Origin of the sequence: Serratia sp. FS14, assembly GCF_000695995.1 — a bacterium.
GTDB lineage: Bacteria > Pseudomonadota > Gammaproteobacteria > Enterobacterales > Enterobacteriaceae > Serratia > Serratia nematodiphila.
The window spans coordinates 4,250,638-4,268,904 of record NZ_CP005927.1; the positions used below are offsets into that span (position 1 = coordinate 4,250,638).

Here is an 18,267-nt window from a genome sequence, read left to right on the forward strand (position 1 = left end):
GGAAAAACAATGCGCCATTTGCCTCTACAGACCCCCAGACTGATCCTGCGCCCGTTCACCGCCGACGATCTGCCCCACTTTACCGCCTACCGCAGCCATCCTGACGTGGCGCGCTATCAAAGCTGGAGCGACTACAGCGCCGCCGAGGCACAGGCCTTTTTTCGCACAGCAACGGCAGCTCGAATTCAACCGTGACGACAGCTGGTTTCAACTGGCGGTCGAGCGCCGCGAGGACGGCGCGTTGCTGGGCGATGTCGCGGTGCATTTTTTCGATGAAGGGCGTCAGGCTGAACTGGGCGTGACCTTCGATCCGGTTCATCAGCGGCAAGGACAAGCGCGCGAGGCGCTAAGCGCCGTCATCGCCCTGCTGTTCGGGCCGCTGGCGAAACACCGCATTACTGCGGTGGTAGACGCGCGTAATCTTCGCGCCGCCGCGTTGTTCAGTAAGCTGGGCTTTCGCCGTGAGGCCTGTTGGCGGCAAAACGTGTTTTTCAAAGGCGCATGGGGCGACGAATTCGGTTTCGCCCTGCTGCAAAGCGAATGGCGGGAGAATGCAAAGCATGACGCTACTGAATAAATACCTTGGGCAATACCAGTTCTCGGAGCGGCATGCGATCGCCATCGCCGCACCGCAGGCGCGGATCCTGGAGGCCGTGGCCGCTTATGATCCCAGGCACGATCGTTTTTTCCGCAGCATGATAGCGCTGCGCGAATTGCCCGCGCGACTGATGCCACGCGATAAGCCTCGTCCTCCGCCGTTTGGCCTGCAAAACTTTTGCCTGCTTGAGCAAGATGAAACCGCGTTGGTCTATGGCCTGATCGGCCGGTTTTGGCAGGCGGAATACGGTTTGGTGACGGTCGCTGACGGGGCAGACTTTCAGGCCTTCGCTCAGCCCGGCGTCGCCAAACTGGCGCTGGGGTATGCCGCGAGCCCGCTGGAGGGCGGGCGCTGCCGCCTGGTAACGGAAACGCGCATCTTCTGCCCCGACAGCGCCAGCCGGCGGCGGTTTACCCCCTACTGGTATGCGATTCGCCTGGTGAGTGGATTGATAAGACGCCGCATGCTGCGCGCCATTAAAACCGCCAGCGAAAAGCAGACGGCGAATCATTCACCAGATTGATTAATTTAAGAGCATTCTTAGAGAATGAAAATCATTATCAGCCTATTTTTTAATCACAACAAGATAGTGTTGAGAAGCCATTCCCCGCCCCCTGCGGGGATTTTTTCGCCTATTTATCGCCTGTTTCAGGGAACGCCTGCATAAACAGGAAGGCGCAAGGCTTGCGCTGATACTGATTGATCTGCGGCACCAGCCGGGTGAAATGCTCGGTCTGACAATGCACATCCAGGGCGGCGCGATCCGGCCAGCTTTCGATAAAAATAAAATGCCCGGGATCCTGCTGGTCGATGCACAGTTCATAGCTGATGCACAGCGGCTCTTGACGGGTTTTCTCCACCAGCTCGCGATACCACGGCATAACGGTGTCAATGTGTTCCGGGTGGATAAAATCTTCAGCGATGACCTTCAGCATGTTGCGCTCCTGCATTCTGTTTTGCCGTGCCTCACCTTATCGTCCTCACTCCCGAGATGAAAGCGCCACACTCCAGCTCTAACACCGGGTTGCCAATTCGGTGATAGCGCACACAGATCTCGATCAAAGCGCTTGAACGCGCCCTGGCCCTGTGTGAACGTCTGATTAACAAAAAAGCAACATACCATTCACCATGGTGATGTCTGCATCAATCTGCCGACCCGATACGCGGCATTTTTTTCACTCTAAAAGGCCTGACCATTAGACCTTTAGGGTTTACGAAAAAGGTCCGCTGTTACCGTCGTGTTGAGGGCAACGGCGCCAGGACGGTCCTTATGACCGACGCTTGTCATTCTCAGAAGAGAGGTTACCGCCAGTGAATCACGCCACCTATGCCGCTCCTGCGCTCAACGCCGCCATTCGCAAAACCTGGCGCAGACTGGTGCCCTTGATGTTCGCCATGTACTTCATCGCCTTTATCGACAGGGTTAATGTCGGCTTTGCCAAGGACGCGATGGCCATCGATATCGCGCTGTCGCAATCCGCCTTTGCCCTGGGCGCCGGGATATTTTTTGCCGCCTATGCGCTGTTCGGCATCCCGGCCAACCTGCTGATGAACCGCTGGGGCGCCAAACGCTGGCTCAGCGCCACCACCGCGCTGTGGGGGACGCTGTCGGCCTGCACCGGGCTGGTGACCAATGAACAGCAATTTATCGTCCTGCGGTTTCTGCTGGGGATCGCCGAAGCCGGCTTTTACCCCGGCATCCTGCTGCTGGCGTCGATCTATTTTCCCAATAAGGTGCGCGCCTCGGTGATTGGCATTTTCGTGCTCGGCGTGCCGGCGGCGCTGACGCTCGGTTCACCGCTATCGGGGGCATTGCTGGAGATGCACGGCGTGTTGGGTAAACCCGGCTGGTTCTGGATGTTTGTGCTGGAAGGATTGCCGGCCGTCGTCCTCGGCGTTTTCGCCTTTTTCTATCTCGACGATAATCCACGGCAGGCCCGCTTTCTGAGCGAGGAAGAACGCACGGCGCTGGTGGCACAATTGGCCGATGAACAGCAGCAGACCGAAACCAGCAGCGTCAAAGCGGCGATGAGCAGCGGCAAAGTTTGGCATCTGGCGTTGATCTACGGCACCCTGCAGATCGGCGTATACGGCCTGATGTTTTTCCTGCCGTCGCAGGTCGCCTCGCTGATGGGCACCCATCTTGGCTTCAAGGCCTCGCTGGTGGCCGCCATTCCCTGGGCGTTCTCCGCGCTGGGCGTCTATTTCCTGCCGCGCTATGCCGACAGAAAAACCGCCAGACGATTACCGATCGCCGTCGGCTGCATGGTCGCGGCAGCGCTGGGTTTGGTGGTGTCTTCCTATGCCGGCCCTTTGCTCGCCATCGTCGCCCTGAGCTGTTGCGCAGTGAGTTTCCTGGCGGTACAGCCGATTTTCTGGACGTTTCCCGCCCAGGTGCTGACCGGCCCGGCGCTGGCGGCCGGCATCGGTTTTTGCACCACGCTTGGCGCCGCATTCAGCTTTTTAGCCCCGCTGATCCGCACCCAGGCGGAACAGCGTTTTCACAGCCCGCATGCCGGGCCGTTGGTGCTGGCCGCCTTTTCACTGCTCTGCGCCACGCTGTTGTGGGCGCTCAGAAACCGGCGTACCGACGTGAGCAAGCAAGACGCGGAGATCGCCGGATAGCGGCGCGTTATTTAACCCTTATTGAACCTGCGGATGGGACACTGGCACTCAGCCCTCTCGCCCGCAGGTGTTAAATGGATGAATTGACGCACATTATCGCCAAATACAGTCCGGAACCGGAGATGTTGCTGCTGCTGATTTTCCTGTTTGCGCTGGGTAAATCCGTGATCGTGGTGTCTTCCGCCCTGCCGCCCGCCTCGGTGACGCTGCTGATGGGCATCGTGGCGGGCAAGCACGCGCTGCCCTTCGGCGCAGTTTGGGCGGCCATCGCCCTCGGCGCCGCGTTGGGCTCGATCCTGTCTTTCCACTTCGGCGCGCTGCTATGCCGTCGCGATCTTGGCCGCCGGCTGCCGGCACGCTGTCACGCCCCGCTGCACAAAGCGCAACGTTCCTTGCAAAAGCGCGGGCTACCGCTGTTGTTCGCCTCGCGTTTTCTGGCGGTGATGCGTTACACCGTGCCGCTGATGGCCGGCATGTTGCAACTGCCGGCGCGGCGCGTCTATGCCACCGCCGCGCTCTCGGCCGCCGTCTGGGCGCTGCTTTTGATGTCGGCTGCGCATTTATTCCCCGTTTCCTGACCTGAAAGATTCTTGGGCAAATGGCTCTCCCCTACGCCGAGGTTGCGCCAGCGCACAGCCTTCCTTGCCGTATAAAGTCCGGTGCAACATTGCAGTTTGCGCCAGATCACCTTTCTGAACATCAGTCGAAAAATGCGAATTTTTTTACAAAAAGCGCGCTTAAAACGGCGCAATGCGGGAAGAAACGAAGAAAAGTCTGAGCGTAACACGCTGATTTGGTTGGTGGGTCGTACAGGGTTCGAACCTGTGACCAATTGATTAAGAGTCAACTGCTCTACCGACTGAGCTAACGACCCAACGCGGTAAATTGTCCTCCTCGTCGGAGGCGCTGTCAAACGCTTACACCCATTACTTTTTCTCATGCGAATTTTACAACCCTTTGTTTAATCAACGAGATAAGCCGCATAAGGTCTGTTAATCCCACCGTTTGAAGAGTAATCTTCCGCTCCCTGAACGTCCGATTTGCCTCCTCTCGTGTAAAGATTGATCGACTTTTATCCCGCGTATAAATGTTGTTAACATGTTGCACAAAGGTGGCGTTATTGCACTACCTTACTAAAGCCGGACCAACCGGATAAATGTATAAAAAAGAGCCACTTCAGAGCTCGCGACTTCACTAATGACAGGTAAAACAGGACATCATCAGATGGTAGATCACTCTAAAATAGCGACTGACGCGACGCCCGCTTCAGAAGATCATCTACGGCGAAACCTCACTAACCGACATATTCAACTGATCGCCATCGGCGGTGCCATCGGCACCGGTCTGTTTATGGGCTCCGGTAAAACCATCAGCCTGGCCGGCCCCTCGATCATCTTCGTGTACATGATCATCGGCTTTATGCTGTTCTTCGTGATGCGCGCCATGGGCGAGCTGCTGCTGTCCAATCTGGAATACAAATCGTTCAGCGATTTCGCCGCGGATCTGCTCGGCCCGTGGGCCGGTTTCTTCACCGGCTGGACCTACTGGTTCTGCTGGGTGGTCACCGGCATCGCCGACGTCGTGGCGATCACCGCCTACGCCCAGTTCTGGTTCCCCGAGCTGTCACAGTGGATCGCTTCACTGCTGTGCGTGCTGTTGCTGCTCGGCCTTAATCTGGCGACGGTGAAAATGTTCGGCGAAATGGAGTTTTGGTTTGCGATGATTAAAATCGTCGCCATCGTCGGGCTGATCGTCGCCGGGCTGGTGATGATCGCCATGCAGTTCCAGTCGCCGACCGGCACCGTAGCCTCATTCACCCATCTGTGGAATGACGGCGGCATGTTCCCGAAAGGCATCAGCGGCTTCTTCGCCGGCTTCCAGATCGCGGTATTCGCCTTCGTCGGCATTGAGCTGGTGGGCACCACCGCCGCGGAAACCAAGGATCCGGAGAAGTCGCTGCCGCGCGCCATCAACTCGATTCCGATCCGCATCATCATGTTCTACGTGTTCGCCCTGATCGTTATCATGTCGGTGACGCCATGGAACTCCGTGGTGCCTGACAAGAGCCCGTTCGTTGAGCTGTTCGTGCTGATTGGCCTGCCGGCCGCGGCCAGCGTAATCAACTTCGTGGTGCTGACCTCCGCCGCCTCTTCCGCCAACAGCGGCGTGTTCTCCACCAGCCGCATGCTGTTCGGGCTGGCGCAGGAAGGCGACGCGCCGAAATCGTTCGCTAACCTGTCCAAGCGCGCGGTGCCGGCCAACGGCCTCACCTTCTCCTGTATCTGCCTGCTGGGCGGCGTGGTGCTGATTTACCTGATCCCGAACGTGATGACGGTCTTCACTCTGGTGACCACCGTATCGGCGATTCTGTTCATGTTCGTCTGGACCATCATCCTGTGTTCGTATCTGGTCTACCGCAAACGGCGCCCGGCGCTGCACCAGAAATCGATCTACAAAATGCCGGCCGGCAAACTGATGTGCTGGGTGTGCATGGCGTTCTTCGTGTTCGTGCTGGTGCTGCTGTCGCTGCGCGAAGACACCCGCCAGGCACTGATCGTCACCCCGCTGTGGTTCATCGTGCTCGGCCTGTCTTACGTGTTCCTGCGTAAGAAGAAAATCGCGTGATGCAAAAAGGGGCGGATCTCTCCGCCCCTTTCTTTTTACGCCTCTGCGCTAATCCGCTTCCGTCGCCACCGCCGCTTTATCCTTGCGCCGTACGCGCAGCTCGCTGACCACCACCCCGATCACAATCAACGCGCCCCCCAACAACGCCACGCCCGGCAAACGCTCACCGGCGAGCCGCCCGACGATGCCCGCCCAGACCGGTTCGCCGGCGTAAATCACCGTCGCGCGCGTGGGTGAAACGCTGCGCTGCGCCCAGTTCATGGTGAGCTGAATCAACGCGCTGGCCAGCCCCAGCCCTATGGCGCTGTACAGCAGGTAATCCGAATACGGCGGCGGCGACTCGCCGGTCGGCGCCATCATCAAAAACGAGGCCAGCGAGGCGGTCGCCAGCTGCACGATGGTCACCCGGCGGATATTCACCTTGCCGGCGAAAGCGCCGATGAGGATGATCTCTGCCGCCATGCCCAGCGTGCCGGCCAGCGTCAGAATTTCGCCGAGGCTCAGCGTCATGTCGGTGCTGCTCGGCGCCGCCAGCAGCATCAGGCCGGTAAAGGCCAGCAGAATACCGATCCACGACATGATGCCGGGGAACCGCCCCAGCACCAACCATTGCAACAGCGGCACGATCGGCACATACATGGCGGTGATGAACGCCGACTGGCTGCTGGTGATGGTCTGCAGGCCGACGGTTTGCATGCTATATCCGAACATGATCGCCAGCCCGATCAGCACGCCCGCCTTCAGTTCATACAGGGTCAGGCCGCGCAGCACACGCAGCGAAAACAGCGTCAACGCCAGCGTGGCGGTGGCGAAACGCAGGCCGACAAAAAAGAACGGCCCGCTGACTTGCATCGCGTGGTGCACCGCCAAAAAGGTGCCACCCCAGATCATGGTGATGAAAATCAACACCGCTTCCGGCAGCCTGATCTGCGGAACCACGGCGGAAATAAAGGATTTTTTTGCTGCTGACACCGGCTTGCCCTTCCTGCTGAGTGCAATATAATGCACAGATCCTGCCAGTATGAGATAAAGTCCGGCGATGAGCAATACGGCGCATAACGCGAAAACCGATCCCCCCAAAGTGCTGCAGTACCTGAGCAGCAATCTGCGCGGCTACCGCCAACAGGCGGGCCTGAGCCAGATGGCGCTGGCCGAACTTTCCGGCGTCAGCCGCCGCATGCTGGCGGGCATCGAGGCCGGCGATCGCAACGTCAGCCTGGCGGTGCTCGACAAGATTGCCGCCGCCCTGGCGATTTCCTTTACCGATCTGATTCAGGCGCCGGAAGCGCGCGGCAGCCATCTGGTGGGAGAGTTGGCCTGGCAAGGCGCACAGCCGGGCAGCCAGGCGTTGTTCGCCGCCAGCGTGCCGGCGCGCCAACGGGCCGAGCTGTGGGAATGGACGCTGATGCCGGGTGAGCGCTATGACTCGGCGCCGGACGCCGAAGGCTGGAGTGAAATGATCTACGTGATTGCCGGCACCCTGACGCTGGAACTGGAACAAGGCACGCTGACCCTTTCCGCCGGCGCCGCGCAAACCTTCAACAGCGATCAACGTTACGCTTACGCCAACCACGGCGATCTCCCGCTGCGCTTTATTCGCAACGTCGCCTTCTGACTGCCCGCCAGCCCGCGCCGGCGGCGGATGTCGTGTCGCTGTCGTGCTGCTGTCGTGGCGCCGCTACCCCGCGCCTCCTACACTGGATGACAGTGACAGCGAACTCGGGAGTGCATCATGCAAAAGTACCGCATCAGGCCGTTACGTCTGGAAAAAGGCTGGTCGCAGGAGCAGCTGGCGACCATCGCCGGCCTCAGCACCCGCACCGTACAGCGGATTGAAAACGGCGAACAGGCCAGCCTGGAAACCTTGACCGCAATCGCCGCCGCGCTGGGCGTGCAGGTCCGCGATCTCAACGCACAGCCGCAACAGACAATGGAGGAGGAGGAGCCTGACGAACAGCGCCTTCGTAGCCAGGTCGCGGCAGAAGGCAAACTGCTGAGCATGGCGGTGCGTTTCGCCGTGATTGGCGTGATGTTGTTCGCCATTAATTGGTTTACTCACCCGCACTATCTCTGGTCGCTGTGGGCGATCGGCGGCATGAGCCTCGCGCTGGTCATGCGGGCGGTGCGCACTCTGCTGCTGCGCAACGTCTTCAGCCGCTGGCAGGAACAGCGGCTGGCGCAAAAACTCAGGCGTCTGCCGTGAGCGTTAGCCACTCGGCCAGCCGGGCCAACGCGCTGCCCGGCACGATCGCCTGCGGCGACAGCAGGTAATAGCCGCTGCCGTCGGGCGTAAAACCGAACGGCGCACTCAACAAACCGGCGGCCAGATCGTCTCGCACTTGCAACCACGGGCCGATCGCGATGCCAAGACCGGCGACCGCCGCCTGCAGGCTGAAATAGAAATGATCAAAGCGCTGCTCCGAATGTCCTGCCAACGTCATCCCCTGCTGCTGCGCCCAGTGCCGCCAGGCATCCGGCCGGGTGGCGGAATGCAGCAGTTTAGTGCCGGGCCGTAAACTCCGCAGGCTGCCCTCGGCGATCGTCATCCTTGCCAACGCCTCGGGTTGGCACACCGGCCCAACCTTTTCACTGAACAGCGCCAGGCTATGCACCTGCTTTCCCCAATCGAAGTCATTGCGCCTGATCGCCGCCGTAATGCCGTCATGGAACGAAAACGGCCCGCCACCGGCCACCAGCTGTAAGTTGATATCCGGGTGCGCCTGCTGAAAAGCCGGCAGGCGCGGGATCAGCCAACGCATCAACAAGGTCGGTTCACAGGACAAGACCAGCGGCGCGTCGAGCGCCTGCTGGCGCAGTTCCAGCGCGGTATGATCCAGAATGCCGAATGCCTGCTGCGTCGCCTGAAACAGCTTGCGCCCCGCCGCCGTGAGCAGAACCCGCCGATGGCGGCGCTCAAACAACGCCACGCCCAGTTCCTCTTCCAGCGCCCGCACCGCCCGGCTTACGGCGCCGTGCGTCAAATTCAGCCCCTGCGCCGCCTGGGTAAAACTTTCCAGCCGCGCGGCGGCCTCGAAGCAACGCAGCCCGCCCAACGGCAACGGCCTGCCGGTTTTGCGTGAGTTTTTCTCACCGATACTGTCACTATTCATCGTTTGTCACCGAGAAAAATTACTCTTATAAATCAGTCACTCTATTGATAAACATCGCAAGGATAACTATGACTGAACTCATCGCTGTCGTCACCATTACTTTACTCGCCGTGATAAGCCCGGGGCCGGACTTTGCCATGGTCTCGCGCAATAGCCTGTTGCTTTCGCGCCGCGCCGGCGTCTTGACCGCCTGCGGCATTGGCGCCGGGGTGCTGGTCCATGTCAGCTATACGCTGATTGGCGTCGGCGTATTGATTCAACAGTCGCCCTGGTTGTTTAACCTGCTTAAAGCCATCGGCGCCGCCTACCTGATCTACCTCGGCGTTACGCTGCTGCGCAACGCGGCGCACCATGATGCAGCCCCCACAACAGCGCCGGCCGCCATCAGCGATTTCGCCGCCTTGAAAACCGGCTTTCTCACCAACGCGTTAAACCCGAAAACCACCATCTTCATCGTCAGCCTGTTCATGCAGGTGGTTTCTCCGCACACCCCGCTCGGCGTGCAAATCGGCTATGGTCTTTTTATCGCCGCCGTCCATATCTTCTGGTTTGCCGCCGTCGCGCTGCTATTTTCCGCACCGGGCGTCAATGCGCGCTTTTTGCGTTTGCGCCGCGGCATCGATCGTACCTTTGGCGGGCTGCTGATCGCCTTTGGCGCCCTGCTGGCGATCGCCGACATCAGGTAACGTCGTAACGCCAAGTTCGTCATTCGCTTCTATGCTTATCAGGGGTTTTTGTTAATCATCTGAGCGGGAGTACGGAACATGACGAAACTGTTGGTGCTTTATTACTCAATGTACGGCCACATCGAACGCCTGGCGCAGGCGGTGGCCGAAGGGGCGAATCGGGTCGATAACGTGGACGTGACGGTCAAACGCGTGCCGGAAACCATGACGCCGGAAGCCTTCGCCAAGGCCGGGGGCAAGCAACACCAGCAGGCGCCGGTCGCCACCCCGCAAGAGCTGGCGGACTATGACGGCATTATTTTCGGCACGCCGACCCGCTTCGGCAATATGGCCGGGCAAATGCGCACCTTCCTCGATCAGACCGGGGGCCTGTGGGCTTCCGGCGCGCTGTACGGCAAGGTAGGCAGCGTCTTCTCCTCCACCGGCACCGGCGGTGGCCAGGAACAGACCATCAGTTCGACCTGGACCACGCTGGCACACCACGGTTTCATCATCGTGCCGATCGGCTATGCGACGCAGGAGCTGTTTGACGTTTCACAGGTGCGCGGCGGCACCCCGTATGGCGCCACCACCATCGCCGGCGCCGACGGTTCGCGGCAGCCGAGCAACGAAGAGCTGACCATTGCCCGTTATCAGGGCGAACACGTGGCCAAAATCACCGCCAAGCTGAAAAGTTAAGCGCCCTCCAGCCTCGTGATCCAAAGGGCCGCGCATTCGCACGGCCCCATCTTGTTGCCGACCCGCCGCAAGGTTAGAATGCCCCTCCCCCGGCCATTCAACGTCTGAAGGCCAGGCCCGAATTCGTTCTGCCCGTCGCTCATCCGCTTTCAGCCCGAGGACGGGCGTTCTGTTTTTTGCGCACAGCGAAGGGAATAAGTCAGTGTCTAAAGATTTTGATGAACTAATAAGAGACATGGATCTTATTATTGAAAATGTAGACAGCTTCAAGGCTCTGGCTCCGCGCGCGCCCGAGCCGGCTCCGGCCCCGCCGGTTCATCACTACGACTCGTTCTGCGAAAACATCGCGCTGAAAGTCGTCTTGAAGGTGCTGCTGTCTTCGGTGGACAAGATAGTCAAAGTGCAGATCGCCAACAAGGTCGAACAGGAAATCGCCCAGATCGAACAGCAAGTGGTGCGCGCCGGCGGCGGCCCGGTGTCACCGGGCGATCTGGCGCAGATGACGCACTACGTTCGCCGCACGGTCAACGACCTGCTGGAATAGCGTTCTCCCCCTCCACGCCATGCGTATTCGGCGATATGAATTTTTACGTTATTTTTATATCGCCTGCTTTATGCTTGATACACTTCAATAAATTGACGCATCGTCGGCGGGCACTCCGAGCAACAGCATGGTCAAAACCAAACAAATCCTGGTCGTTATTCATCTTTGCAGCTTTTTAGTCCTTCTTTACAGCCTTTCAATGATCCCGCCTCTGTTGATGGGCCTGCTGTATAAAGAAAAAAGCGCCTTCTCGTTTTTCTATACCCTGGTGCTCGCCGCCACACTCGGCGGATTGGGCTGGTTCGGCACCCGGCAGTCGAAAGTACAGCTGCGCACCCAGGACGGTTTCCTGATCATCGTCATGTTTTGGCTGTTGTTTTCCGCGATCAGCGCCCTGCCGCTGTGGCTGGATGACACGCTGAACGTCCGTCTGGTGGACGCGATGTTTGAGGGCGTCTCCGGCATTACTACGACCGGCGCCTCGGTGCTGAACGACGTCTCCAACGTGCCCAAATCATTCCTCTACTATCGCTCGCAGCTCAATTTTATTGGCGGTCTGGGGGTTATCGTGTTGGCGGTGGCCGTGTTGCCGCTGCTGGGTATCGGCGGCGCCAAACTTTATCAATCGGAAATGCCCGGTCCATTCAAAGAGGAACGCCTGACACCGAGGCTGGCCGACACCTCGAAAAACCTGTGGCTGATTTATCTTGGACTGGGGCTGGCCTGCACCGTCGCCTTCCGCCTGGCGGGCATGCCGTGGTTCGATGCGTTGTGCCACGGCATCTCTACCGTCTCGCTCGGCGGATTTTCCACCCGCAATGAAAGCCTGGGATACTACGACAGCTCGGCGGTGGAAATGGTCGGCGGCATTTTCTCTGTTCTGGCGGCGGTGAACTTCACGCTCTATTTCGTCGCCGTCGGCCGCCGCAGCCTGAAACCGATGTACCGGAATCCCGAGTTGCGCTTTTTCCTGTTGGTGCTGGCCATCGTCGTGGCGATCGTGTGCGTCGAGCTGTATCGCTCGGGCATGTACGGCGTCAAGGACGCCTTCGTGCACGGTTTTTTCCTCACCAGTTCGATGATGACTGACAACGGTCTGGCCATCGCCGATTACACCCAAATTCCGTCCCACACCATCATGCTGCTGCTGGCGGCGAGTTTCTTCGGTGGCTGTGTCGGCTCTACCTGCGGCGGCATTAAAGCGCTGCGTTTTCTGATCATGTACAAGCAAAGCCGGCTCGAGATCAACCAGCTGGTGCATCCTAACGCCATGTACACCATCAAGGTCGGTAATGCGCCTATCCAGGATCGGATGCTGCGCTCCGTTTGGAGCTTTTTCTTCCTCTACGTGCTGTTCACCTGCCTGTTTATCTGGCTGCTGAATCTAATGGGCTATGATCTGGTCACCGCCTTCGCCACCGTCGCCGCCTGCATCAATAATATGGGGCTGGGATACGGGGAAACCGCCGCTGGCTTCGGCACGTTGAACGACGCGGCGAAATGGCTGATGTGCGCCGCCATGCTGCTCGGGCGCCTCGAGATCTACCCGATGTTGATCCTTTGTTCACGCGCATTTTGGCGTTTTTGATCCGCCTAACAATGCGCAGGATGCCGTTCCGTTTTGCCATGACTGACACATTCACAACATGAATATGTTGCATTGTTGTATTCGTTTCACTGCGATAAGTTTAATTTACTGTAAATATGTACAGTGCTTTTTAACTTATTGAGGATATGAATATGCGCTTTAACAACAAGATGTTGGCCTTGGCCGCCCTGCTGTTCGCCGCGCAGGCGTCGGCCGACACGCTCGAATCCATCGACAACTGCGCGGTCGGCTGTCCGACCGGCGGCAGCAGCAACGTGTCTATCGTGCGTCATGCTTATACGTTGAACAACAACAGCACCACCAAGTTCGCCAACTGGGTGGCCTATCACATCACCAAAGACACGCCGGCCAGCGGCAAGACGCGCAACTGGAAAACCGATCCGGCGCTCAACCCGGCGGACACGTTGGCGCCCGCCGATTACACCGGCGCCAACGCCGCGCTGAAGGTCGATCGCGGTCATCAGGCGCCGCTGGCCTCGCTGGCGGGCGTCTCCGACTGGGAATCGTTGAACTACCTGTCCAACATCACGCCGCAAAAGTCCGATCTGAACCAGGGCGCCTGGGCGCGGCTGGAAGATCAGGAACGCAAGCTGATCGATCGCGCCGATATATCCTCGGTCTATACCGTGACCGGGCCGCTGTATGAGCGCGATATGGGCAAACTGCCGGGCACCCAGAAAGCGCACACCATCCCCAGCGCCTACTGGAAGGTGATTTTCATCAACAACAGCCCGGCGGTGAACCACTATGCCGCCTTCCTGTTCGACCAGAACACGCCGAAGGGCGCCGATTTCTGCCAATTCCGCGTGACGGTGGACGAGATCGAGAAACGCACCGGCCTGATCATCTGGGCCGGTCTGCCGGACGACGTGCAGGCTTCGCTGAAGAGCAAACCGGGCGTTCTGCCGGAGTTGATGGGCTGCAAAAACTGACGAAAAAACCCGCCGAAGCGGGTTTATTCTTCACGCGGGCGCCGGCGGATTATTCCGTCAGCGCCTTTTGCGCGGCGGCCAACTCACGCTGACGAGGTGAGGCTACCGCGTGATCGCGCGCCAACAGCGTATACACCGTCGGCAACACAAACAGGGTAAACAGCGTGCCCACCAGCATGCCGGAGACGATCACCAGCCCCAGGCCGAAGCGACTGGCAGCCCCGGCGCCGCTGGCGAACAGCAGCGGGATCAAACCGAACACCATCGCCCCGGTGGTCATCAGAACCGGCCGCAGACGAATTTGCGCCGCCTGCAAAATCGCGGCGCGCCGCGTCAGCCCCTGATGCATCTGCAGCTCGTTGGCGAACTCCACCATCAGAATGCCGTGCTTGCTGATGAGCCCGATCAGGGTCACCAGACCGACCTGGGTATAGATATTCATCGTGGCGTAGCCCAGCGCCAGCGGCAGCAAGGCGCCGCAGATCGACAGCGGCACGGTGATGAGGATAATCAGCGGATCTTTCAGACTCTCGTACTGCGCCGCCAGCACCAGGTAAATGATCACCAACGCCGCCAGGAACGCGAACGCCAGCGCGCTGCCCTCCTGGGTGTATTGGCGCGAATCCCCCTGCCAGTCGTGGCTAAATTCGGCCGGCAGCGCATTGGCCTGCCGTTCGAGGAAAGCCACCGCTTCGCCCATCGAAACGCCGGGCGCGGGAATCGCCTGCAGGGTGGCGGCGTTCTGCTGGTTGAACTGAGTCAGCTTGTTCGGTTCGACCTTAACGGCCACCGATACCACGGTGGAGAGCGGCACCAGCGTATTGTCCTGGGCGCGAACATATTGCCGCGCCAGCGCCTGCGGCGTCAGCCGTTGTTCGCGCAGGCTCTGCGGGATAACGTCATAAGCGCGCCCGTCCATCCCGAAGCGGTTGAGGTAGTTCTCTCCCACCAGCACCGCCAACGATTCACCGATGTCGCTCATGCGTATCCCCAGACTGTTGGCCTTGGCGCGATCGATGTGCACCTCCGCCAGCGGGTTGTTGTAGTCCAAATCGCTGTCCACCACCATAAACAGGCCGCTGTTTCTGGCGTTCTGTTTCACCTCCTCCAGGGTGCGGTACAGCTGCGGGTAGTCCTGCGGCGTACGCAGCACTATCTGCACCGGCAGCCCCCCGGTGGAGCCTGGCAAGGCGGGCAGCTGGAAGGCGAAAATGCTGGTGCCTTCAACATCGTTCACCGCCCGTTGCAGATCGGCCTGCACCGCCGACGCCGAGCGCTGGCGCGCCTGCCACAGCGTCAGGTTGATGCCGCCGATGCCGGACGCCGTGCCGTCGCTGCCGTTGATGATCCAGCGGCTTTCGGTTTCCGGCATGCGGTTGTAAACCTCGTCCAGCTTGTAGGCAAAGCGTTCGACATAGTTCAGGTTGGCCTGCTGCGGCGCCTTGATGGCGGTCAGTACGATGGCCTGATCCTCGGTCGGCGCCAGCTCGCGCTGCGGCATCAGGTACAATAGCGGCAGGCTGATCATCACCAGCAGCGCCAGCGTGCCGGTCAGCCAACGGTGATGCAGCGAGAAATCCAGCGCGCGCGCATAGCGCCGCGTCAGGCCGCCGAAGAACCACTCGGCGGCGTGCGCCACGCGCCCTTCGCTCTGTTTGGCCGGCAGCAGGAGTGAACTCATCACCGGCGACAGCGTCAGCGCCACCACGCCGGACACCACCACCGCCCCGGCCAGCGTCAGCGCGAATTCGCGAAACAGCGCGCCGGTCAGCCCGCCCATCAGGCCGATCGGCGCATAGACCGCGGCCAGCGTCAGGGTCATGGCGATCACCGGCCCGGCCACCTCGCGTGCGCCGATCATCGCCGCCGCCAGCGGCGTTTTCCCCTCTTCGATATGGCGATGCACGTTCTCCACCACCACGATGGCGTCGTCCACCACCAAACCGATCGCCAGGACCATCGCCAGCAGCGTCAGCAAATTGACGCTGAAGCCGAAGGCCAGCATCAGCCCGGCGGCGCCAAGTATCGACAGCGGAATCGTCACCACCGGGATCAACACGGTGCGCAGCGACCCCAGACACAGGTAGATCACCGCCACAACGATCGCCAGCGCTTCGAGCAGGGTATGCACCACTTCATCGATCGAGGCCTGAATAAAGCGCGCGGTCTCGAACGCCAGCGCCATCTTCACGCCCGGCGGCTGCATCTTGTCGATCGCCGGCATCAGGTGGCGAATGCCGTCGACGATCACCAGCGGGTTGCCGGTCGGCGTAGGGAAGACGCCAAGGAACACCGCCGGTTCGCCATCCATCAAGGCGCTGGTTTCCGTGGCTGCGGCGCCCAGCTCCACGGTGCCGACGTCTTTCAAGCGCACCAGACCGTTGCCGTCGTTGCGCACCACCAGATTGCGAAACTCCTCTACGCTGGTGAGATCGGTATTCACCCGCACGTTGGCAACCACATACTGCCCTTTCACCTTGCCCGGTGCCGCCTGGTAGTTGTTGCGCCGCACCGCATCGGCCACGTCGGCAGCGGTCAGACCGCGGCCGGCCAGCCGATCGCTGTCCAGCCACAGGCGCATCGCCATTTTTTGCCCGCCGAACACTTCAACCTTGGCGACGCCGTCGATGGTGGTGAACATCGGTTCCACCACCCGCGTCAGGTATTCGCTCAGCGCCGGCGTGGACAGCGTTTTACTGGAAAAACCGACATAGGCCACGGCGGTGGCTTCACCGGCGGAACGCTCAATCACCGGATCGTAAGCCTGCTCCGGCAGCTTATAGCGCACCTGGTTGACCTTGGCCATCACTTCAGTCAGCGCCTGGGTGGAGTCGCGGTTCAGCGCCATGCGCACCGTCACCACGCTGCGCCCCTGCACCGAGGAGGAAGAAAGGTAGTCAACGCCCTCGACGGAGGACACCGCCTGGGCGATCGGCTGCGTAACAAAGCCCTGCATCAGCTCGGACGACGCGCCGGGATAGTCGGTGCTGATGGTGATGGTAGAGTTTTCCAGCAGCGGGTATTGGCGGATCGGCAGTTTGCTGAGCGCCAGCGCGCCGAACAGCAGAATCAAGGTGCTGACCACCAGCGCCAGCACCGGCCGGCGCACGAACAGATCGGTAAATGTCATCGGTCTCTCCTCAGGAACCGGCCTGGGCGGCGCTCAGAGCATCCTGCGCCACCGGCTCGGCCGCCATGCCGTCGCTCAGTTTGAGCTGGCCCGAAGTCACCACCCGGTCGCCTTCCTGCAGGCCGCTGACGATCTCGACGCGCCCGTCATTGCGTTCGCCCACGGTGACCGAGACGCGCTTGACCGTCATGCCCTTTTCACCCTGCTGCGCGACGAACACGGTATCGCCGTACGCCGTATAGGTCAGCGCCGTTTCCGGCACCGTCAGCACCGCCACGCGCTGTTGCTGCGTGACGCGAATGCCGGCGTACATGCCGGCCTTCAGCAATCCCTGGCGGTTAGTCAACGTCGCCTGCACCTGTACGGTGCGGGATTTGCCGATCATCGGATCGATAGCGGTAATAACGGCGGGGAAAGCGCGCTCGGGATAGGCGCCGACCTGCACCGACACCGCCTGGCCCAACGCCAACCCGGCGCTGCTTTGTTCGTCCAGCGAGAAATTGACCCGCAGCGTATCGGCGTCCACCAGGTTGGCCACCGCCTCGGCGGCGTTGAGGTATTGCCCTTCATGCACGCGGCGAATGCCGATGACGCCGGAGAACGGCGCGCGGATCGCCTTTTGCGCGATTTTGGCCTGCGTTTCCTGCACCGCACCGAGCGCCATATCCCGTTCGGCCAGCGCATCGTCCAACTGCTGCCGCGCGGTGGCGTTGAGGTTCATCAGCTTGCGCATGCGCGCCAGCAGCAGATCGGCATTGCGCAGTTGCGCCTGCAGGCGCACCAGCTCAGCCTGCTCGACCGCATCGTTGAGCTGCACCAGCAGTTGCCCCTGCCGTACCGTTTGGCCGGATTCGAACAGGATGCGCGTGATGCGGCCGCTGGTCTCTGCCGCCACTTCCACCTGACTGGCCGCCTCCAGCTCGCCTACGCCGGCGTAACTGCGCGCCGCCTGTTCACGCAGGGCGGGCGCCAGCGCCACTTTCACCGGCGGATAGGCCGGCGCGCCTTCGCTTTGCCGGGCGGTGGATCGCATCGCTACCGCAGCGACGGCGAGCGCCGCCAGCAGCGCGGCAATAATGAGGTATCGTTTCATCATGTAACGGTTTCTTCCTGATTTTACAGCCAAAGCCACCCTTCCCCCGACGCAGCGCAGGCGGGTGACGAAAGATGCCGGTTGCCAAGCCCGGCTGGCTGCACTATAAAACCTCAGGTTAACTTGAGGTCAAGCCGAGGAACGTGGAATGGCAAGAAATGAACCGATTAACACCTATCGGCTATTGACCGTTGGGGAAGTGGCGAAGCGCAGCGGCGTGGCGGTATCCGCGTTGCACTTTTACGAGAGCAAGGGGTTGATTCAGGCAACGCGCAACGCCGGTAACCAGCGCCGCTACATGCCGGTGGTGCTGCGTTACATCGCGGTGATCAAGATCGCGCAAAGCGCAGGCATTCCGCTGGAGGAGATCCGCACCACGCTGGGCCGCTTTCCCGCCGGCAGCAAGCTGACCTCAGAACAATGGGGGCTTTTGTCCTCCGCCTGGCGCAAAACGCTGGATGAGCGCATTCAACGGCTAACGGTGCTGCGCGACCATCTCGACAGCTGCATCGGCTGCGGCTGCCTGTCGCTCACCGACTGCCCGCTGCGCAACCCAAACGATATTTTGGGCCAACAGGGCGCCGGCGCGCATATTTTCGAACACCCGACGGAACACCGGTGAACGAAACAGGTTGCG

Annotated in this window: 17 protein-coding genes, 1 tRNA gene and 1 pseudogene; 13 read left to right on the forward strand and 6 right to left on the reverse strand. The window is 60.5% G+C overall.

Annotated features, from left to right (window positions below):
• Window positions 1-9 precede the first annotated feature (9 nt).
• Window positions 10-577: pseudogene (locus tag L085_RS19460) on the forward strand (GNAT family protein).
• Complete coding sequence (locus tag L085_RS19465; protein ID WP_044031508.1) at window positions 561-1,121, forward strand: hypothetical protein; 561 nt, start codon at window positions 561-563, stop codon at window positions 1,119-1,121. Before L085_RS19460 ends, L085_RS19465 begins: the two are co-directional and overlap by 17 nt.
• A gap of 109 nt (window positions 1,122-1,230) precedes the next feature.
• On the opposite strand, the gene L085_RS19470 is transcribed toward L085_RS19465, so the two are convergent.
• Entirely contained in the window at window positions 1,231-1,533 is a 303-nt protein-coding gene (locus tag L085_RS19470; protein ID WP_044032099.1) for a putative quinol monooxygenase, read from the reverse strand.
• A gap of 376 nt (window positions 1,534-1,909) precedes the next feature.
• On the opposite strand from L085_RS19470, the gene L085_RS19475 reads away from it, so the two are divergent.
• Both L085_RS19475 and L085_RS19480 read left to right on the forward strand, forming a co-directional pair.
• The gene (locus tag L085_RS19475; protein WP_044031509.1) at window positions 1,910-3,223 is read left to right on the forward strand and encodes an MFS transporter; all 1,314 of its coding nucleotides are present in this window, start codon (window positions 1,910-1,912) and stop codon (window positions 3,221-3,223) included.
• A gap of 74 nt (window positions 3,224-3,297) precedes the next feature.
• Complete coding sequence (locus L085_RS19480; RefSeq protein ID WP_044031510.1) at window positions 3,298-3,801, forward strand: VTT domain-containing protein; 504 nt, start codon at window positions 3,298-3,300, stop codon at window positions 3,799-3,801.
• Between the two features lie 220 nt (window positions 3,802-4,021).
• On the opposite strand, the gene L085_RS19485 is transcribed toward L085_RS19480, so the two are convergent.
• Window positions 4,022-4,097, reverse strand: a tRNA-Lys gene (locus L085_RS19485).
• 350 nt (window positions 4,098-4,447) lie between these two features.
• Here L085_RS19485 and cycA point away from each other — a divergent pair.
• On the forward strand, window positions 4,448-5,848 hold the full coding sequence (gene cycA, locus L085_RS19490; protein WP_021504871.1) for a D-serine/D-alanine/glycine transporter: 1,401 nt from the start codon (window positions 4,448-4,450) through the stop codon (window positions 5,846-5,848).
• Window positions 5,849-5,896: 48 nt separating this feature from the next.
• Here cycA and L085_RS19495 read toward each other — a convergent pair whose 3' ends face one another.
• A complete protein-coding gene (locus L085_RS19495) occupies window positions 5,897-6,820 on the reverse strand; it encodes a DMT family transporter (protein ID WP_015377382.1) in 924 nt (307 codons plus the stop codon).
• A gap of 67 nt (window positions 6,821-6,887) precedes the next feature.
• On the opposite strand from L085_RS19495, the gene L085_RS19500 reads away from it, so the two are divergent.
• Both L085_RS19500 and L085_RS19505 read left to right on the forward strand, forming a co-directional pair.
• On the forward strand, window positions 6,888-7,463 hold the full coding sequence (locus L085_RS19500) for an XRE family transcriptional regulator (RefSeq protein WP_015377381.1): 576 nt from the start codon (window positions 6,888-6,890) through the stop codon (window positions 7,461-7,463).
• 117 nt (window positions 7,464-7,580) lie between these two features.
• On the forward strand, window positions 7,581-8,051 hold the full coding sequence (locus tag L085_RS19505) for a helix-turn-helix domain-containing protein (protein WP_033633407.1): 471 nt from the start codon (window positions 7,581-7,583) through the stop codon (window positions 8,049-8,051).
• Here the strand turns inward: L085_RS19505 and L085_RS19510 are convergent.
• The gene (locus L085_RS19510) at window positions 8,035-8,958 is read right to left on the reverse strand and encodes a LysR family transcriptional regulator (protein ID WP_015377379.1); all 924 of its coding nucleotides are present in this window, start codon (window positions 8,956-8,958) and stop codon (window positions 8,035-8,037) included. The genes L085_RS19505 and L085_RS19510 overlap by 17 nt on opposite strands.
• A 68-nt stretch (window positions 8,959-9,026) precedes the next feature.
• Here L085_RS19510 and L085_RS19515 point away from each other — a divergent pair, with 68 nt between their 5' ends.
• The 5 genes from L085_RS19515 (at window position 9,027) to L085_RS19535 (ending at window position 13,407) form a co-directional block, all read left to right on the forward strand.
• Entirely contained in the window at window positions 9,027-9,644 is a 618-nt protein-coding gene (locus L085_RS19515) for a LysE family transporter (RefSeq protein WP_044031511.1), read from the forward strand.
• A gap of 78 nt (window positions 9,645-9,722) precedes the next feature.
• Window positions 9,723-10,322: an NAD(P)H:quinone oxidoreductase gene (gene wrbA, locus L085_RS19520; protein ID WP_015377377.1), complete on the forward strand. Its 600-nt coding sequence runs from the start codon at window positions 9,723-9,725 to the stop codon at window positions 10,320-10,322.
• Between the two features lie 235 nt (window positions 10,323-10,557).
• Entirely contained in the window at window positions 10,558-10,866 is a 309-nt protein-coding gene (locus L085_RS19525; protein ID WP_044031512.1) for a hypothetical protein, read from the forward strand.
• 127 nt (window positions 10,867-10,993) lie between these two features.
• The gene (locus L085_RS19530; protein WP_044031513.1) at window positions 10,994-12,454 is read left to right on the forward strand and encodes a TrkH family potassium uptake protein; all 1,461 of its coding nucleotides are present in this window, start codon (window positions 10,994-10,996) and stop codon (window positions 12,452-12,454) included.
• 152 nt (window positions 12,455-12,606) lie between these two features.
• A complete protein-coding gene (locus tag L085_RS19535; protein WP_015377376.1) occupies window positions 12,607-13,407 on the forward strand; it encodes a DNA/RNA non-specific endonuclease in 801 nt (266 codons plus the stop codon).
• 49 nt (window positions 13,408-13,456) lie between these two features.
• On the opposite strand, the gene L085_RS19540 is transcribed toward L085_RS19535, so the two are convergent.
• Together L085_RS19540 and L085_RS19545 are read right to left on the reverse strand one after the other, a co-directional pair.
• The gene (locus tag L085_RS19540) at window positions 13,457-16,537 is read right to left on the reverse strand and encodes a MexW/MexI family multidrug efflux RND transporter permease subunit (RefSeq protein WP_044031514.1); all 3,081 of its coding nucleotides are present in this window, start codon (window positions 16,535-16,537) and stop codon (window positions 13,457-13,459) included.
• 10 nt (window positions 16,538-16,547) lie between these two features.
• Window positions 16,548-17,633 (reverse strand): efflux RND transporter periplasmic adaptor subunit, encoded by a 1,086-nt coding sequence (locus L085_RS19545; RefSeq protein ID WP_044031515.1) that lies wholly within the window; start codon window positions 17,631-17,633, stop codon window positions 16,548-16,550.
• A 145-nt stretch (window positions 17,634-17,778) separates the two neighbouring features.
• On the opposite strand from L085_RS19545, the gene soxR reads away from it, so the two are divergent.
• Window positions 17,779-18,252: a redox-sensitive transcriptional activator SoxR gene (gene soxR, locus L085_RS19550; protein ID WP_044031516.1), complete on the forward strand. Its 474-nt coding sequence runs from the start codon at window positions 17,779-17,781 to the stop codon at window positions 18,250-18,252.
• Window positions 18,253-18,267 lie beyond the last annotated feature (15 nt).

Excerpts from the sequence above, each read along its gene's own strand:
- L085_RS19465 (WP_044031508.1), top strand. The coding sequence starts at position 561 with ATGACGCTACTGAATAAATACCTTGGGCAATACCAGTTCTCGGAGCGG.
- L085_RS19470 (WP_044032099.1), bottom strand. The coding sequence starts at position 1,533 with ATGCTGAAGGTCATCGCTGAAGATTTTATCCACCCGGAACACATTGAC.
- L085_RS19480 (WP_044031510.1), top strand. The coding sequence starts at position 3,298 with ATGGATGAATTGACGCACATTATCGCCAAATACAGTCCGGAACCGGAG.
- cycA (WP_021504871.1), top strand. The coding sequence starts at position 4,448 with ATGGTAGATCACTCTAAAATAGCGACTGACGCGACGCCCGCTTCAGAA.
- L085_RS19500 (WP_015377381.1), top strand. The coding sequence starts at position 6,888 with ATGAGCAATACGGCGCATAACGCGAAAACCGATCCCCCCAAAGTGCTG.
- L085_RS19505 (WP_033633407.1), top strand. The coding sequence starts at position 7,581 with ATGCAAAAGTACCGCATCAGGCCGTTACGTCTGGAAAAAGGCTGGTCG.
- L085_RS19510 (WP_015377379.1), bottom strand. The coding sequence starts at position 8,958 with ATGAATAGTGACAGTATCGGTGAGAAAAACTCACGCAAAACCGGCAGG.
- L085_RS19515 (WP_044031511.1), top strand. The coding sequence starts at position 9,027 with ATGACTGAACTCATCGCTGTCGTCACCATTACTTTACTCGCCGTGATA.
- wrbA (WP_015377377.1), top strand. The coding sequence starts at position 9,723 with ATGACGAAACTGTTGGTGCTTTATTACTCAATGTACGGCCACATCGAA.
- L085_RS19525 (WP_044031512.1), top strand. The coding sequence starts at position 10,558 with ATGGATCTTATTATTGAAAATGTAGACAGCTTCAAGGCTCTGGCTCCG.
- L085_RS19530 (WP_044031513.1), top strand. The coding sequence starts at position 10,994 with ATGGTCAAAACCAAACAAATCCTGGTCGTTATTCATCTTTGCAGCTTT.
- L085_RS19535 (WP_015377376.1), top strand. The coding sequence starts at position 12,607 with ATGCGCTTTAACAACAAGATGTTGGCCTTGGCCGCCCTGCTGTTCGCC.
- L085_RS19540 (WP_044031514.1), bottom strand. The coding sequence starts at position 16,537 with ATGACATTTACCGATCTGTTCGTGCGCCGGCCGGTGCTGGCGCTGGTG.
- L085_RS19545 (WP_044031515.1), bottom strand. The coding sequence starts at position 17,633 with ATGATGAAACGATACCTCATTATTGCCGCGCTGCTGGCGGCGCTCGCC.
- soxR (WP_044031516.1), top strand. The coding sequence starts at position 17,779 with ATGGCAAGAAATGAACCGATTAACACCTATCGGCTATTGACCGTTGGG.